Annotated in this window: 15 protein-coding genes and 1 other RNA gene; 8 read left to right on the top strand and 8 right to left on the bottom strand. The window is 69.6% G+C overall.

The window, feature by feature from the left end; all coding sequences use genetic code 11:
* The first annotated feature begins 209 nt into the window (after positions 1–209).
* On the top strand, positions 210–1,322 hold the full coding sequence (gene prfB, locus KN815_RS13830; protein WP_216342169.1) for a peptide chain release factor 2: 1,113 nt from the start codon (positions 210–212) through the stop codon (positions 1,320–1,322).
* A gap of 291 nt (positions 1,323–1,613) precedes the next feature.
* Positions 1,614–2,294 carry an LPXTG cell wall anchor domain-containing protein gene (locus KN815_RS13825; RefSeq protein ID WP_216342168.1) on the top strand — a complete coding sequence of 227 codons (681 nt, stop codon included), beginning with the start codon at positions 1,614–1,616 and terminating at the stop codon, positions 2,292–2,294.
* A gap of 125 nt (positions 2,295–2,419) precedes the next feature.
* Here KN815_RS13825 and KN815_RS13820 read toward each other — a convergent pair whose 3' ends face one another.
* A complete protein-coding gene (locus tag KN815_RS13820) occupies positions 2,420–2,614 on the bottom strand; it encodes a hypothetical protein (protein ID WP_216342167.1) in 195 nt (64 codons plus the stop codon).
* Between the two features lie 325 nt (positions 2,615–2,939).
* On the opposite strand from KN815_RS13820, the gene ftsE reads away from it, so the two are divergent.
* The 5 genes from ftsE to ssrA all read left to right on the top strand — a co-directional run bounded on the left by ftsE (position 2,940) and on the right by ssrA (position 6,822).
* Positions 2,940–3,629 carry a cell division ATP-binding protein FtsE gene (ftsE, locus tag KN815_RS13815; protein ID WP_078641768.1) on the top strand — a complete coding sequence of 230 codons (690 nt, stop codon included), beginning with the start codon at positions 2,940–2,942 and terminating at the stop codon, positions 3,627–3,629.
* A 9-nt stretch (positions 3,630–3,638) separates the two neighbouring features.
* The gene (gene ftsX / locus KN815_RS13810) at positions 3,639–4,550 is read left to right on the top strand and encodes a permease-like cell division protein FtsX (RefSeq protein ID WP_216342165.1); all 912 of its coding nucleotides are present in this window, start codon (positions 3,639–3,641) and stop codon (positions 4,548–4,550) included.
* Positions 4,551–4,618: 68 nt separating this feature from the next.
* Positions 4,619–5,830: a S41 family peptidase gene (locus KN815_RS13805; RefSeq protein WP_216342163.1), complete on the top strand. Its 1,212-nt coding sequence runs from the start codon at positions 4,619–4,621 to the stop codon at positions 5,828–5,830.
* A gap of 18 nt (positions 5,831–5,848) precedes the next feature.
* Entirely contained in the window at positions 5,849–6,328 is a 480-nt protein-coding gene (gene smpB, locus KN815_RS13800) for an SsrA-binding protein SmpB (protein ID WP_078641766.1), read from the top strand.
* A 124-nt stretch (positions 6,329–6,452) separates the two neighbouring features.
* Positions 6,453–6,822: a transfer-messenger RNA gene (gene ssrA / locus KN815_RS13795) on the top strand.
* Between the two features lie 65 nt (positions 6,823–6,887).
* On the opposite strand, the gene KN815_RS13790 is transcribed toward ssrA, so the two are convergent.
* From KN815_RS13790 to KN815_RS13760, 7 genes are all read right to left on the bottom strand, one after another.
* Entirely contained in the window at positions 6,888–11,387 is a 4,500-nt protein-coding gene (locus KN815_RS13790) for a caspase, EACC1-associated type (RefSeq protein WP_216342162.1), read from the bottom strand.
* Positions 11,384–11,827 carry an effector-associated constant component EACC1 gene (locus KN815_RS13785; RefSeq protein WP_216342161.1) on the bottom strand — a complete coding sequence of 148 codons (444 nt, stop codon included), beginning with the start codon at positions 11,825–11,827 and terminating at the stop codon, positions 11,384–11,386. Before KN815_RS13785 ends, KN815_RS13790 begins: the two co-directional genes overlap by 4 nt.
* A 101-nt stretch (positions 11,828–11,928) precedes the next feature.
* Positions 11,929–12,084, bottom strand: a complete 156-nt coding sequence (locus tag KN815_RS13780) for a hypothetical protein (RefSeq protein WP_372458344.1) — start codon at positions 12,082–12,084, stop codon at positions 11,929–11,931.
* Positions 12,085–12,181: 97 nt separating this feature from the next.
* Positions 12,182–12,709 carry a DUF6879 family protein gene (locus KN815_RS13775; protein WP_216342158.1) on the bottom strand — a complete coding sequence of 176 codons (528 nt, stop codon included), beginning with the start codon at positions 12,707–12,709 and terminating at the stop codon, positions 12,182–12,184.
* On the bottom strand, positions 12,684–12,932 hold the full coding sequence (locus tag KN815_RS13770) for a hypothetical protein (protein ID WP_216342156.1): 249 nt from the start codon (positions 12,930–12,932) through the stop codon (positions 12,684–12,686). Before KN815_RS13770 ends, KN815_RS13775 begins: the two co-directional genes overlap by 26 nt.
* Before the next feature lie 230 nt (positions 12,933–13,162).
* A complete protein-coding gene (locus KN815_RS13765) occupies positions 13,163–13,405 on the bottom strand; it encodes a DUF397 domain-containing protein (protein ID WP_216342154.1) in 243 nt (80 codons plus the stop codon).
* Complete coding sequence (locus KN815_RS13760; RefSeq protein WP_216342153.1) at positions 13,402–14,274, bottom strand: helix-turn-helix domain-containing protein; 873 nt, start codon at positions 14,272–14,274, stop codon at positions 13,402–13,404. The genes KN815_RS13765 and KN815_RS13760 overlap by 4 nt, the downstream gene beginning before the upstream one ends.
* A 672-nt stretch (positions 14,275–14,946) precedes the next feature.
* Here KN815_RS13760 and KN815_RS13755 point away from each other — a divergent pair.
* A complete protein-coding gene (locus KN815_RS13755; protein WP_216342171.1) occupies positions 14,947–15,096 on the top strand; it encodes a hypothetical protein in 150 nt (49 codons plus the stop codon).
* The last annotated feature ends 140 nt before the right edge of the window (positions 15,097–15,236 follow it).

Here is a 15,236-nt window from a genome sequence, read left to right as displayed (position 1 = left end):
CGCGGTCGCGGGCGCGCTGCGCCGCCGCCGGCTCAAGGTGGCCGCGATCACGCTGGCCGCCCTGGTCGCGGTGGGGCTCGGCGGCTGGCTGGTGGCGGGCGGCGACGACGGCGGCGACTCGCCCAAGGGCGGCGAGCACTCCGTCTCCCAGGACCCCGGTACGCCATGACCGGGGACGGCCAGTCTTCGGTAGCGGTTACGCTGGTCCCGTGGCAGTCGTCGATGTATCCGAAGAGCTGAAGTCCCTCTCCTCGACCATGGGGTCGATCGAGGCCGTCCTGGACCTCGACAAGATGAGGGCCGACATCGCCGTGCTCGAGGAGCAGGCGGCGGCCCCGTCCCTGTGGGACGACCCGGAGAACGCGCAGAAGATCACCAGCAAGCTCTCCTATCTCCAGGGGCATCTGCGCCGGGCCGAGGAGCTGCGCGGCCGGATCGACGATCTCGAGGTGCTGTTCGAGCTCGCCGACGCCGAGGGGGACGAGGACGCCCGCGCCGAGGCCGAGGCCGAGCTGGAGGCCGTGCGCAAGGCGGTCGACGAGATGGAGGTGCGCACCCTCCTGTCCGGCGAGTACGACTCCCGCGAGGCGGTCGTGAACATCCGCGCCGAGGCGGGCGGGGTGGACGCCGCCGACTTCGCCGAGCAGCTCCAGCGGATGTATCTGCGCTGGGCCGAGCGCCACGGCTACAAGACCGAGATCTACGAGACGTCGTACGCGGAGGAGGCCGGCATCAAGTCGACCACCTTCGCCGTGCAGATCCCGTACGCCTACGGGACGCTCTCCGTCGAGCAGGGCACCCACCGCCTGGTGCGGATCTCGCCGTTCGACAACCAGGGCCGCCGCCAGACCTCCTTCGCGGGCGTCGAGGTGCTGCCGGTCGTCGAGCAGACCGACCACATCGAGATCGACGAGTCCGAGCTGCGGGTGGATGTCTACCGCTCCTCGGGCCCCGGCGGCCAGGGCGTCAACACCACCGACTCCGCGGTGCGGTTGACCCATATCCCCACCGGCATCGTCGTCTCCTGTCAGAACGAGCGCTCGCAGATCCAGAACAAGGCGACCGCGATGAACGTCCTCCAGGCCAAGCTGCTCGAGCGGCGCCGCCAGGAGGAGCAGGCCAAGATGGACGCGCTCAAGGGCGACGGCGGCAATTCCTGGGGCAACCAGATGCGTTCGTACGTCCTGCACCCGTACCAGATGGTCAAGGACCTGCGCACCGAGTTCGAGGTCGGCAATCCGCAGGCGGTGCTCGACGGTGAGCTCGACGGCTTCCTGGAGGCCGGAATCCGCTGGCGCAAGCAGCAGGAGCAGGGGAAGTAACCTTCCCGCTCGCCCCCCAACGGGCCCCGTACACCACGGTTTTGGTCACAGTCCTGTACCCATGCATGCCGCATCCACTTCCATAGCGGACATCTCGCATGCAATGGCCTTGACGGTGATCTGAAAACTGGGAAGGCTGACGCGCGGCATGCGTATGACTGGGGCGCGTGTGAACGGGGGCCGGCGGACCGCCTCAGAGGGATGGGGACCGCGGAGAATGCGACACCCCGAGCCGTTGCCCCGTGCATAGCTGCTCCATTGACGAGTACAGCTACTGGGGGTAGCAGGCAGATGACGAAGAAGACGCGGCTGCGCGTTGCGCGCATAGCTGCCGGTGCGGTGATCGCCGCCGGCGCATCGCTCACCGCCGCCGGCGCCGCATCGGCCGTTGGTGTTGACGTCGGTATCGGCGGCGTGAACGTTTCGGCGAACGCGGACGAGAAGGGTCTGGGCGTCGGCGTCGGCATCGGCAAGGACGACCCGACCGAGGACCCGACCGACGACCCGACCTCGATCCCGACGGGCGAGCCGACGGACGAGCCGACTCAGCCGCCGACCGGTGAGCCGACGGATGAGCCGACTCAGCCGCCGACCGGTGAGCCGACCGACGAGCCCACCGGCGAGCCGACGGATGAGCCGACTCAGCCGCCGACCGGCCAGCCGACGGACGAGCCGACCGGCGAGCCCACCGGCGAGCCGACCGGCGCGCCGAGCTCGCCCGGCCAGGGTGGCGGCAGCGGTGGTGGCGACAGCACCTGCACGGTGGACCTCGACAGCACCAACTGCGACGACAACACCGGCACCGACAACGTCGGCTCCAAGCCGGTGGAGCAGGGCAAGGCCAAGGAGCAGTTGGCCGAGACCGGTTCCTCCGAGACCACGTTCCTGCTGGTCGGCGCCGCGACGATGATCGCCGGCGGTATCGGCTTCCGCTTTGTGCCGCGTCTGGTGAACCGCAACAACGTCGCCTGATCGCGCGCTACGCACGGTAAGGGGCCCGGAGCTCTCCAGAGCTCCGGGCCCCTTGTGCGTTCAGAGGGTGCGCCGTGCGTTCAGAGGGTGCGCCACACCCGACGTACAATGTGCGTAACGTTGCGTTATGCCGTCGCCATCTCATGCGCGAGCACGGCCACCGTGATGAGCGCCACCAGCAGCGCTATCAGCGCGGCCGGCGTCAGCCCACCGAAGATGCCGTCCTGCTGGAGGCGCTCCCTGCTGGCCCGGCAGACCGGGCAGCGGCCCTCGCTGACGGGGCCCGCGCAGTTGGCGCAGACGAGCCTGTCGTACGTCATGCGCTTTCTCCTCCCGCGCGGCGGTGCCGCAGTAGACACGGGACCAACGCCCAGCGAAATGGGTTGGTTCCCCTTCCACTGTGCCAGCTTCCGTCCGGTTCGGCGCGCCCCGCACGATTCCGTGCCGCATCCGCACCGGTTTCGTGGCCGTTTCCGCCGCCACGACAGGCGGTTTGTCAACCGTTTGACCCCAATAGTGCAGTGAAGAAACCCACCCGTGCCGGACGGCGACTGCGCGCCCGCGTGCGCTTCGCGTATGGTCACGCTCACCGACGGGAGCCGCTTCGGCAGCCCGTACCGCTACCCAGGTCACCGTGGTGCTCCAGTGATCCGATTCGACAACGTATCCAAGACATACCCCAAGCAGAACCGTCCCGCACTCCGGGATGTCTCGCTCGAGATCGAGAAGGGCGAGTTCGTCTTCCTCGTGGGCTCCTCGGGGTCGGGAAAGTCCACTTTCCTCCGGCTGCTCCTCCGCGAGGAGCGCGCCAGCCATGGCGCGGTCCATGTGCTCGGCAAAGATCTCGCGCGGCTGTCCAACTGGAAGGTGCCGCAGATGCGCCGCCAGTTGGGGACCGTCTTCCAGGATTTCCGGCTGCTCCCCAACAAGACGGTCGGGGAGAATGTCGCCTTCGCGCTCGAGGTGATCGGCAAGCCGCGCACCGCCATTCGGAAAACCGTCCCCGAGGTGCTCGATCTGGTGGGACTGGGCGGTAAAGACGACCGTATGCCCGGCGAGCTCTCCGGTGGTGAACAGCAGCGGGTGGCCATCGCCCGTGCGTTCGTCAACCGTCCGATGCTGCTGATCGCCGACGAGCCGACGGGAAACCTGGACCCGCAGACGTCCGTCGGCATCATGAAGCTGCTGGACCGGATCAACCGGACCGGCACGACCGTCGTCATGGCGACACACGACCAGCAGATCGTGGACCAGATGCGCAAGCGCGTGATCGAACTTGAGAAGGGCCGCCTCGTCCGCGACCAGTCCCGCGGCGTCTACGGCTACCAGCACTGAAAGGACGCCATGCGCGCCCAGTTCGTCCTGTCGGAGATCGGCGTCGGTCTCCGCCGCAATCTCACGATGACCTTCGCGGTCATCGTCTCCGTCGCCCTCTCGCTCGCCCTGTTCGGCGGGTCCCTGCTCATGCGCGAGCAGGTGAGCACGATGAAGGGCTACTGGTACGACAAGGTCAACGTCTCGATCTTCCTCTGCAACAAGAACGACAAGGAGACCGCGGCCAACTGCACCAAGGGCGCGGTCACCGAGGCCCAGAAGCAGGAGATCAGCTCCGAGCTCAAGCGGATGAACATCGTCGAGTCGGTGCAGTTCGAGACGAGTGAGGAGGCGTACAAGCACTACAAGGAGCAGTTCGGCGACTCGCCGCTGGCTGCCTCGCTGACCCCGGACCAGATGCAGGAGTCCTTCCGTATCAAGCTGAAGGACCCCGAACGCTTCGACGTCATCTCCACCGCCTTCGCCGCCCGCCCCGGGGTGCAGGAGGTCCAGGACCAGAAGAAGCTGGTCGGCGACCTGTTCAACCTGCTCAACGGCATGAACTTCGCGGCGCTCGGGGTGATGACGCTGATGCTGATCGTCGCGTTGATGCTGATCGTCAACACCGTGCGGGTGTCGGCGTTCAGCCGCCGCCGGGAGACCGGAATCATGCGATTGGTCGGCGCGTCCAGCTTCTATATCCAGATGCCGTTCATCATGGAGGCCGCCATCGCGGGGCTGCTGGGCGCGGGCTTCGCCTGTGTACTGCTGGTGAGCGGGCAGTACTTCCTGGTCAACAACTGGCTGGTGGACAAGATCGATGTGATCAACTTCATCGGCTGGGACGCGGTGCTCGCCAAGCTGCCGCTGGTGCTCGCGATTGGCCTGCTCATGCCCGCGCTCGCGGCGTTCGTCGCGTTGCGCAAGTACCTCAAGGTGTGACATTCGCCTACGGCGCCGTACCGGACAACCCCCGGTACGGCGCCTGTTGGTGCCCTACACTCACCGGCATGTCGGGCCCGTGTTTGTTCGTCCAGCCCCGCCGCGTTCGCCGCGGGGCCGCCCTGACATTGGTCTTCGTGAGCGTGCTCGCCACCGGGGCGGCCGTCGGTTCCTGGGGCGCCCAGCCCGGACCGCGCCACAACCCCCAGCCCGCCGGGATGCCCGCTCACGCCTATGTCGGCGCGGTCGAGAGCGACCAGGTCAAGGCGGCCGCGGCGGCGGCCGAGGAGGACGGGAAGTCCGGTTCGAAGGCCGCCCGCGAGGTGGTCAGCCGCAGCGGAGACCGATGGGGCGCGGTCTACAGCGCCCGTGAGTACGAGGGCTTCCGCCAGAACCTCGACGGTGCGTACGTCGGCGTCGGCATCTCCGCCCACCGGGACGCCCACGGTCGGATCGCGGTCGAGCGCGTCGAGCCCGGCAGCCCCGCCCAGAAGGCCGGGATCCGGGCCGATGACCGGCTGCGCACGGTCGACGGCGAGAACGTGACCGGGCGACCGGTCACCGAGGTCGTGGCCCTGCTGCGCGGCCCCGCCGACGGCTCCCCGGGCACCCGGGTGGAGCTCGGGCTGCGGCGCGGCGGACAGAACTGGACGCAAGAGCTCCGCCGGGCCCGGCTGACCACGGACCCGGTGACCGTCGATCCGCTCAGCGGTTACGACGACCACAGACCCGGCGCCGTGCGGATCAAGGTCGACTCGTTCACCAAGGGCACCGGGGAGCGGATCCGGCGGGCGGTGCGCTCCATCCCCCCGGGCGACGGCATCCTGCTCGATCTGCGCGGCAACTCCGGCGGGCTGGTCTCCGAGGCCGTCACCGCCGCCTCCTCCCTCCTCGACGGCGGCCTGGTCGCCACCTATGACGTCCGTGGTGACCAGCGCGTTCTCGACGCCCGGCCGGGCGGCGACACCGACAGCCCACTGGTGGTGCTGGTCGACGGCGGCACCATGAGCGCCGCCGAACTGCTCACCGGCGCCCTCCAGGACCGCGGCCGCGCCGTGGTCGTCGGCTCCCGCACCTTCGGCAAGGGCTCGGTGCAGATGCCCAGCGAACTGCCCGACGGCTCGGTCGCCGAGCTCACCGTGGGCCACTACCGGACCCCGGCCGGGCGTAACGTCGACGGCGAGGGCATCGCACCGGATCTGAGGGTCAAGGGCGACGACGGCCCGTCGGCCGAGGCGCGGGCGCGCACAGTATTGAGTGGCCTCGGGGGTGGGTCCTAGTGCGAGAATGGCCTGGCTATGGCTAAAGAGACGGGTCGCAAGCTGATCGCGCAGAACAAGAAGGCGCGGCACGACTATCACATCCTGGACACCTACGAGTGCGGTCTGGTGCTGACCGGGACCGAGGTGAAGTCGCTGCGCCAGGGGCGTGCCTCGCTCGTGGACGGCTTCGCCCAGCTCGACGGCGGCGAGGCATGGCTGCACAACGTGCACATCCCCGAGTACAGCCAGGGGACCTGGACCAATCACTCGGCGCGCCGCCGGCGGAAGCTGCTGCTGCACCGGGCGGAGATCGACAAGCTGATCGGCAAGACCCAGGAGACCGGGCACACCCTGGTGCCGCTGGCCCTGTACTTCAAGGACGGCCGGGCCAAGGTCGAGATCGCGCTGGCCAAGGGCAAGAAGGAGTACGACAAGCGCCAGACGCTCCGCGAGCGGCAGGACCGCCGGGAGTCCGATCGGGCGATCTCCGCGGCACGGCGGCGCCAGCGCGCCTGACGGGCTTGACCAGCGGGGCACGCGCCCCCCGGCGACGGGAATGATGTGGCCCCGTCGCGCGTTGTTCACCTATGATGGCGCTGTGCCCCTCCGAGGGCGCGGCACCACCTTGAAAACACCACATGGGGATGATCGGTTTCGACAGCGGCTGTCGAAGCAGGAGAAGCGAGCCGAGGAAGCGGCAATGATCTCGTTAACCATATGTCGCAACCAATAATCGCCAACACCAAGCGCGATTCCTTCGCCCTCGCTGCCTAAGTAGCGACTTGCGAAGTGTCAGCCCGGGGCTGTTCCCGACCCGGATCCTGGCATCAGCTAGGGAACTAAACCACTAAGCCCGGTCACGGGGCGTAGTGGGAAATCAAACAGTGACTGAGCCCGTCGGAGACTTGTCCGCGTGATCTCCGGGGCCGAGAAAATCACAGCGGACTGCGCTCGGAGAAGTCCTGATTCCACACCGGTGGACGCGGGTTCGATTCCCGCCATCTCCACTCATCCCATGTACGACGAGGGCCCCGCCATCCGGCGGGGCCCTCGTCGTTTTGCGTGGCCCGGGCCGTCAGGGGCAGGGGTCCCGATAGCGGAGATCGGAGAAGAGCCGGTGCCAGCGGTCCCCGGAGGTCGCCGTGCGGCGGACCGAGCAGAGCCTGTCGCTCAGCCGCGGGAAGTCGACGCTCACCAGGACCGTCCCCGCTCCCAGCGCGGGCATCGGGGAGAATCCGGCGCTCGGCGAGACGACCATGGCGTCCCCCTGCTCGGTGAAGTCCTTGACGGACGCGTTGCCGAAGCCGGGGGAGAGGGCGAGGAGTTCCGCGTCTCCGGGAGGTGAACCCTCCGGTGCCAGCCGCCAGAGCCCCAGCCCTCCGTCCTCCGCCCACGCGACGAGCAGGTTGCCGTCGGAGGCCATTTCCTTCATGGCGTCGATCGGGCCCGGGAGGGGGACCGTGGTCCGCAGGCGGTCCACGGACCACAGGGCCGGTCGCCCGGACGAGGAGATACCCGCCAGCAGACGGCCGGAGACGAGGCGCAGTCGCAGGGCATCCGCGTCGACCGTGCCGAGCTTGCGCGCCGTGGCCCGCGCGGATACGGACCACACGCCGGACCGCTTCGCCCCGCCCCTCTCGGCGTCGGTGACCAGGACCCGCTGCCCGTCGCTCGCGCTGATCCCCATGGGCACCTCTTTGGACTTCGTGCCGACGCGGGACGTGCGCCGCGGATGCCGGGGATCGGTGAGATCCCAGAACTGGGCCGTATAGGACAGCACGGCGAAGACCCGGCCACCGCCGGAGAAGGCCAGGTCGTACCCGTCCTCGGGCACGGGCACGCGCCCCAGGCGCTTCGGCCGCGCCGGACGGTGGATGTCCCAGATGGTCGCGGCGCGGACGGATGGGTCCGCCACGGCCAGCAGACCACCTCGGGAGGCGACGGCGAAGCTCAGGGAGTGCTCCGACTGCGCGGCGGGGCGGAACTCGTATCCGGGGCGCAGCCGGCCGTCCCGGAAGCTCCACAGCCGCAGCCGCTTCCAGTCCGCGCTCTGGGCGATCAGCGTCCGTCCTCCGGGCAGGAAGCGCGCCTTGTTCCAGGGCCGGGGGAAGACGGCCGCCTCGACCGGAGGTGTGCCCGGTTCGCCGAGCCGCCAGATGTGCGCGCGGTCCCTGGTCGTGGTGGCGATGAACCGCCCTTGCGGGCCGGACGCGGAGCCGCTGACCGACCCCGCGGCGTCGGTGGTGCCGGGGACCGAGTCCGGGGGCGGGTTCCACAGGTGGATGAGGCCGTCGGAGCCGCCGACGGCGATACCGCGTCCGTCCGGGCGGTAGGCGAGGGACAGGTCCTTCTTGGCGGCCTTGCCCGTGCGCGGCAGCGCGGTCGACTCCAGCAGCGGATCGGAGTACGTCTCGTCCCGCACATTGAACAGGTGCGGCGTACCGTCCCATGAGGAAGCCGCCGCGTACTGTCCGTCCGGGCTGAAGGCGATCGACGTCAGGACCTTGCTGGTGATCGGTCCGGTACCGAGGGACCGGTGGGGGCGTGCCGGGTCGGTCACCTTCCAGACGGCGACCTCCCCCGACGCCCCGCCGCCCGCCAGCAGTCGTCCGTCCGGGCTGAAGGCCAGGGACAGGACGAGGGCGTCGCGCAGCACCTTTCCCGGCTTCGGGTGCTGGACGTCCGCGGTGTTCCACATCTGTACGGTGCCGTCTCCCACTGCCGTGGCCATGACCTTGCCGCCGGGTGCGAAGGCGACGGCCTCCACGGGCTTTCCGCGCCTCGACCCCGTCACCACGGTGCGTACCGGACGCCGGGGGTCGCGCAGGTCCCACAGCCACACCCGGCCGTGCTCCGCGCCGACCGCGAGGGTACGGCCGTCCGGGCTGAAGGCCGCCGCGAAGACCCGGCCGTCGCGCACCGGCACGCGGGCGACGCGCCGGGGATGCCCGGCGTCGCGGACGTTCCACACGTACAGCGCGTCCCTGGTGCTCGCGGTGAGGTACCGGCCGTCCGGATGCCAGGCGAGGGCCGCCGGTCTCCCGACCCTGAGCACGGAACCCGGCGACGGGCGATAGGGATTCGCCGTGCGCCACAGGCGGACCGTGCCGTCGGTCGACGAGCTGGCCAGTATCTTTCCGCCCGCCCGGTACGCCAGGTTGATCACCTCGCGGGAGTGCCCCCGCAGCGGTACCGGCGGCGTGGGGGACAGCGCCGACCGCAGCAGGGCCGAGCGGGCTTCGACGGTCGGGGAGCGACGGTAGGCGGCCAGGCTCAGATCGAGCGCCGTCGCCGGGTCCTCGTCCCGCAGCGCGTCGGCCTGGGCAGCGACGCGCTTGGAGGCCAGCTCGTCCGCCCGCTTCCTCGACTCGCTCCGTTCGACGTACGCCACCGTGCCGATCGCGACGAGCAGCAGCGCGACACAGGCGGCCACGCCGCGCCACAGCATGCGCAGGCGGCGTCCGCGCCGTGCGGCCTGCGCCCCGGTGGCCAGGAACTCCCGCTCGACGCCGGTGAGCGCGATTCCGGGGGTGTTCGTGGCGAGGGCCGGATCCAGGCGTGCGCGTGCCTGGGCCAGTTGCGAACCGGTGTAGAGATAGTGGGGGTCGCGGTCGTGCTCCTCCCAGACGGCGGCCGACTCCGCGAGCCGCTGGTGCTCCAGCAGATCGGCGTGGGCGTCTCGGATCCACGACCGCAGCTTGGGCCAGGCGTGCAGCAACGCGTCGTGGGAGAACCGCGCGCCGTCGTGATCGACCGTGACCAGCCGGGTCCGGACCAGATGGTCCCAGACGGTCCGTACGCCCTCGGCGCTTCCTTCCTTCAGCAGGTCCGACGGGGCGACCTCGCGGCGCACCACCTCACCGGCCGGGGTGAGGTGCACCATGCTCAGGAGCAGACGGCGCAGGATGTGCCGCTGGGGTTCCCGTAACGCCTGGTACAGCGTGTCGGTCGAGGTGGTCACGGACTGCCAGATCCCGCCGGTGCGCTGGTAACCGGCCAGGGTCAGGGCCGTTCCGCTGCGCTCCCGCCATGTCTCCACGAGGACATGGGCGAGGAACGGGGCCGCCGCGTCCCGCGCCGTTCCGGCCCCGCCGCCCCGGCGCAGGTCCGACAGCAGCCGGTCGACGAGCCCGTCCTCGAGGGCGAGGCCCGCCCGCGCGGCCGGGCGCTCGATGGCGGCGCGGAGGGTGTCCAGGTCCATCGGCGCCACGGTGAACTGCCCGTGGTCCAGGGCGTCCACGAGTTCCGGGTGGGCCAGACAGTCGCCGTAGTGGTCGGCGCGCAGCGCCAGGACCACTGTGGGCCGGTCGCCCGGGTCGGACGGCCGCCCGCACAGCAGCCGGATGAAGCGGCTCCGCAGCCCGGCGTCCTCGCAGCGGGTGAAGACTTCCTCGAAGTGGTCGACCACGAGCAGCCGACAGGCCCGGTGGCCGGGCGCCGGACCGGGGAACCGGCCCGCTTCAAAGGCTTCCCGTATCTCCTCCGGGCGCCGTCCCGTGGTCCGCGCCCAGCGTTCGGCGAGCGACTGAACCGGGTCGGAGCCGGGGGCGGGCAGCAGCAGTGCGGGCCAGGGGACCGTGGCGTGTCCGGCACCGTGCCGGGCCTCCAGACTCGCCAGCAGCCCCGCCCCCAGCAGCGACGACTTGCCCGAGCCCGACGCGCCCACCAGCACGACCGGGTGGCCCGGCGCCGGATCGCACACCGTGGCCACGAGCTGCTCCGTCAGCTCTTCGCGCCCGAAGAACCACTCCTGGTCGGCCGCCCCGAATGACCGCATGCCCGGGTACGGGCACGGCACATCGGCCGGTGGCTCGCCGGTGGGCACCGCGTCGGTGCGGTAGGCGGCGTTGCGGGCCACCACGAGCCCGCCGAGCCTGCCCTCGCTCTGCCCGTGCGGACGTACCGGGCCGTCCCGGAACGCACGGTCCAGTGCTCCGTGCAGGTAGTCGACCGTCAGCCAGGGCGGGCCGCCCGGGTCGCCGTCCTCCAGCAGCCGCAGCAGCCGCCCGCTGAACAGCGTGTGCCGGGCGCCCTCGGGGGCGAAGGAGAGCGCGAACTGCGAGGCGGAGGTGAGCAGGAAGCTGCCGTCCGGGCGCGCGGAGGCGTACGGGGCGCGTTCGCTTCCGTCCGGGGCCGTGGCACGGCCGGAGAAGCAGCAGTCGAGCACGACCACGCTGCCGCCCAGGGCGTCGCCGAGCAGATCCTTGACGGTCCGATAGGGAACGGCCCCGGAGACCCGGTCGTCGGCCAGGCTGGCATGGGTGGCGAGGTACAGCTCGTCCCCCGGGCCGAGGATGCCGTGGCCCACGTACGCGAAGAGCACCGGCCCGGTGGCCTCGGCGACGGCGTCCTCCACCGCGGCCACGACCTCCGCCTGCGCGGCGCCCGCCGGGACCCGGTGGACGTGGGACATGCCGCAGACGTCGTGCAGCACCCGCTCCAGGTCGTCGAGTGTGGTCCCGACGCTCGGCAGGGCCGGGAGGAGGGATTCCGGTACGTGATCACCGGTACCGATCAGCACCGCGCGGGCCCCCGGCGCGGCCAGCCCGGTCGGGGACGGCGGCGTATCGGTCATGACGCCGGTGACGTGCCGTCGGCCTCCGAGCCCCCGTCCTCCGTGGCGTGCCCGTCCTGCTCGAGGGCGATCGCCAGCCGCTCCGCCAGGTCGACCGCCTGTTGCGCGTCGAGCGGTTCGACCTCCGTGGAGCTGATGGTGATCTCTGTACCGTCGGGGCGCGTGAGGGTGACGGTCCGGCTCCCACGGCGGGTCTGCAACCAGGCCACTACGGCTCCGGCCAGCACCGTGGCGACGCCGCCGGGCTCGAGCAGCGCGAGGACCACGTCCGTCCCCGCACCCATGGTGCCCGGCGGCGGGGCGGATGCGGGGGCTCTGCGCACCCTGCCGCGCAGTTCTGGCTGACCGGCCAGCCAGCGCCGTAGGTCATCCGGTCCGGCGGCGTCCGCGCCCGGAGACGGGTCCTGCTCGTCGGCACGGACGGTCAAACTGATACGCATGGACTCCCCCGGTGGCCTGGTTCGCGCAGGTTGCCCCGGGATGGTAGTGGCAACGGCGACTGAAGAGAGAGGTCTTTTCACGCCGACCATCGGTTGTTCGCTCAGGCGAGGCGGTGTTCCCAGCGCAGCGCGGGCGTGTCGCCTATGCGGTATGTGTGGGAGCGGCGGGTGACGCGGAGCCGCACGGTGCCGATGCCGGGGCATCCGGCGTCCCGCCAGGCGATGAGTGCTCGCTCGATGTCGTCCCACAGCGCCACCGGTCCGCCTTGGCGGACGGTCCAGCCGGAGCCGTTTTCGGCGAACGCGGCGAAGGATTCGCGGGCGGCGTGAGGGGCGGTGCTCCGGGCGGTCGTTCTAGTGGATCTCGTACTCCTCGTGCGGGATACCCCGCTCCCACACCGCCTCGAACGCCGACGCGCACAGCTTCGCGACCTGTGGGTCGTCCGTCTGCTCTGGCTCCGTCACCGCCCCGTCACCGGAGAAGTGGTTGAACCGCACCAGCTTCTCGTCGATCAGCCAGAAGTCCGTGCCTGGCAGAGCGAGATCGGCGGCACGCCGGCGTGGCAGCCACCGCACCCGCTCGCCTGCTACGACGTTGGTGAAGGTGTGGTGGTGTTCGTACCGGATGTAGTCGGTGACCGGTTCCGACACGATCCGTGCCCGCCGTACGACGACGCCCCGAGCAGTGATCTCCTGGATGAGGTCGAGCCACGGACGCCACCAGGAGGCCCGGTCGTCGGGGTCGAGACGATGTCCCTGCTTGAACTCGGAGAATTCGTCGGCTTCCTCGTCGACACCGTAGGAGTCGCGCAGTTCCAAATGCACGGCTGAGTGCTCGGCGGACCTCAGCAGCGCCTCAAAGCTGAGCACGTTCTGCGGCATCGCACGCCTCCCTGATCAAGGGCACCATCCGCGCCGGGATACGGATGATCGCTTCGCTGTGGGGCTTCGGGCTCTTCTTCGCGCACTGGGCCTCGGTGGCCCTGTCCGCGACCCAGTCCTGAAGGACGAGTTCGGGCTCCGGCTTGGTGTCGGTGTCGACCCACACGGCAGGGCAGTTCCCGTCCTTCGTGTCCGGGTCGATCCCGATGAACTGTAGATCCATGACCGCCTCCAGCGTCCGGTGAGTTGCGCTATGTTGCACACCCCGCGCACGTGGACTTACCCACTCGACCACGTTCCGTGACAGGCAGGTTCGAGCCAAGGCGGCAGTGCGGATGCTTTCAGCCAGCACGCCGTAGCTCAGCGGGGCCCTGTGGCCGAGCCAGTACGTGCCACATGACGGCGGCCCCTGTGATCGCAGGGGCCGCTGTCTGTGGACGTTACGTGTGCGGGTCAGGCGGTGGGCAGCTCTCCATCGGCGACGGCGGTGACGAAGGACGCCCAATCGGCCGGCGACACCAGGAGCGCCGGGCTGTTCGGGTCCTTGGAGTCGCGGATGGCGATCCCGCCGTAGGCGGACGTCGACAGGTCGGCGACCTCCACGCAGTTGGTGCCGTTGTCGCTATAGGAGGACTTGAACCAATTGGCGTGGACGAGGTCTCGGGCTATCAAGGGGGTGGGGACGTCGGTAGTCATGTGGTGATCTCTCGGGATAGTTGGTGCAGGAACCTTGGCGTGTCCTCGGGAGGCAGGGCGGACCTCGACAGGGCGTCGAACTGCCGTGAGAACCGGCCGACCTCCCGGCGCTTGTCGGAGATGGATGAGGTACCGAATGCGGTGTCGACTTGGATGGTCGTCGGCATGGTGTCGCCGAGGAGCAGGATGCTGAAGTTGTGCGCGAACAGGTACCCACGCATCGTCTGGGGGAGTACCTGCACGGTCACATTGTCGAGTGCGGCCAGCTTGGCGATCTCGTCGTACTGCTCGCGCATCAGGTCGGCGTCGCCGACGATGTGCCGCAGGGCCGGTTCGTAGAGGATGGCCCAGAACCTGAGCGGGTCCTCGTCGCGGGTCAGGGCCTCCTTGCGCCTCATCCTCACCTCGACGCTCTGCTCCACGAATTCAGTCGTGGTCTCGTCGAGGGGTTTGGCGCTCACGTGCCTCGTGCGGGCGTATGCCTCGGTCTGCAACAACCCCAGGATGAGGGTCGGGTTGTAGGCCCGGATCTCCTGTGCTGCCGCCTCGATGCCGAGGAACCGCGGCATGCCTGGTGTCAGCTCCGTGGCGAGAGGTGTCCACCACTCCCGGCTGGACGCTTCTCGCTGGACCGCCACCAGCCTCTCCACTTCCTCCTCGTCGGTGACGCCGTAGAGGGTGAGCAGCTTGCGCAAGTCACTCGCGCTGCGAAGGTCCTGAAGCCCGGTCTCGACCCGTTGCAGCTTCGTATCGCTGAACGAGAATCCTTGCACTGCGTCCTGGATGCTGAGCCTTGCCCGCTTGCGTAACTCGCGGAGTTCATGGCCGAGTGCGATGCGTCGTGCTGTTGGCCTGTGCGGTGCCGCCATTGTTCTGCCTTTCTGGGACAACTGCCCCTGTTTCGCGGCGATATGGGCAGCATGGCACAACAACCCTTCGCTGTACCAGTTGTTGCGTTGGTTCTGGCATGTGCCATTTTTCGTTGAGTGGGTGATTCATCGCAGAATCTGTTGTCTGCTCGTCGAGCGGGACACCACAGTGGTTGTGCCGGGAAACCGGGTCAGCAAGCAGCACAACCACCGGCCACATGCAGGACCCCCGCGACGCGACTTGGAGGGAGCGTCCGGGGGCGTGGCCATCAACCCCCAGGAGGTTGACGACATGGCGCACGCTATCGCGTGGATCTTCAAGGCGCTGTTACGGCCGTTGTTGCCGCCGTCGGGCCGTCACCGTGCGGTCGGCGCTGCCAACGGCCGTCCCGCAGCGGAGCACCGGAACGTGCCACCTGTGCGCACAGCACGCGCGCAGCGGAGCAAGAGCCGCCCGTACATGGAGTTGGTGTGTGCGCCGTATGGGATGGTGATGGCTCGGTGACCACCGACGGCTGGATCACATCTGTCCCGTCCCGGGCGTGCGCGCTGTGTGCCGCCCCCGGCGACTTTGGGCCCCGTGACCGCGCCGTACCGCGCTCGGGCCTGTGCCCGGCGTGTATCGCGGCCGCAAAGCCCACCCGTGAAGGACTCGAGCACGCTGTCGTGATCGTGGCTGGACAGACCCTCGCTGGTGCCGAAGCCCTCGACCTGACCGACGCCGCGCCGGAAGAGCTGGCCTACCACCTGGGCGCGGTGAAGCGGAGCCTGTACAGCCTGCTCCAGCTCATCGCGCCGGTCGGGGGAGGGGACGGCCGCTGATGATCGGCAACCAGTCGGCTCGGGACGAACGGCCGAAGATGACGATGCGCGTCTACACCATGGCGCACGACGGGATCGTCACCGCGCGGAGAGCGATAGTGGCCGTCCTCGCAGGAGAAAAGAGCGACATCTACTCGATG

It is taken from the genome of Streptomyces niphimycinicus (assembly GCF_018883605.1).
Taxonomy (GTDB): domain Bacteria; phylum Actinomycetota; class Actinomycetes; order Streptomycetales; family Streptomycetaceae; genus Streptomyces; species Streptomyces niphimycinicus.
This window is presented reverse-complemented; position numbering and strand designations above follow the sequence as displayed.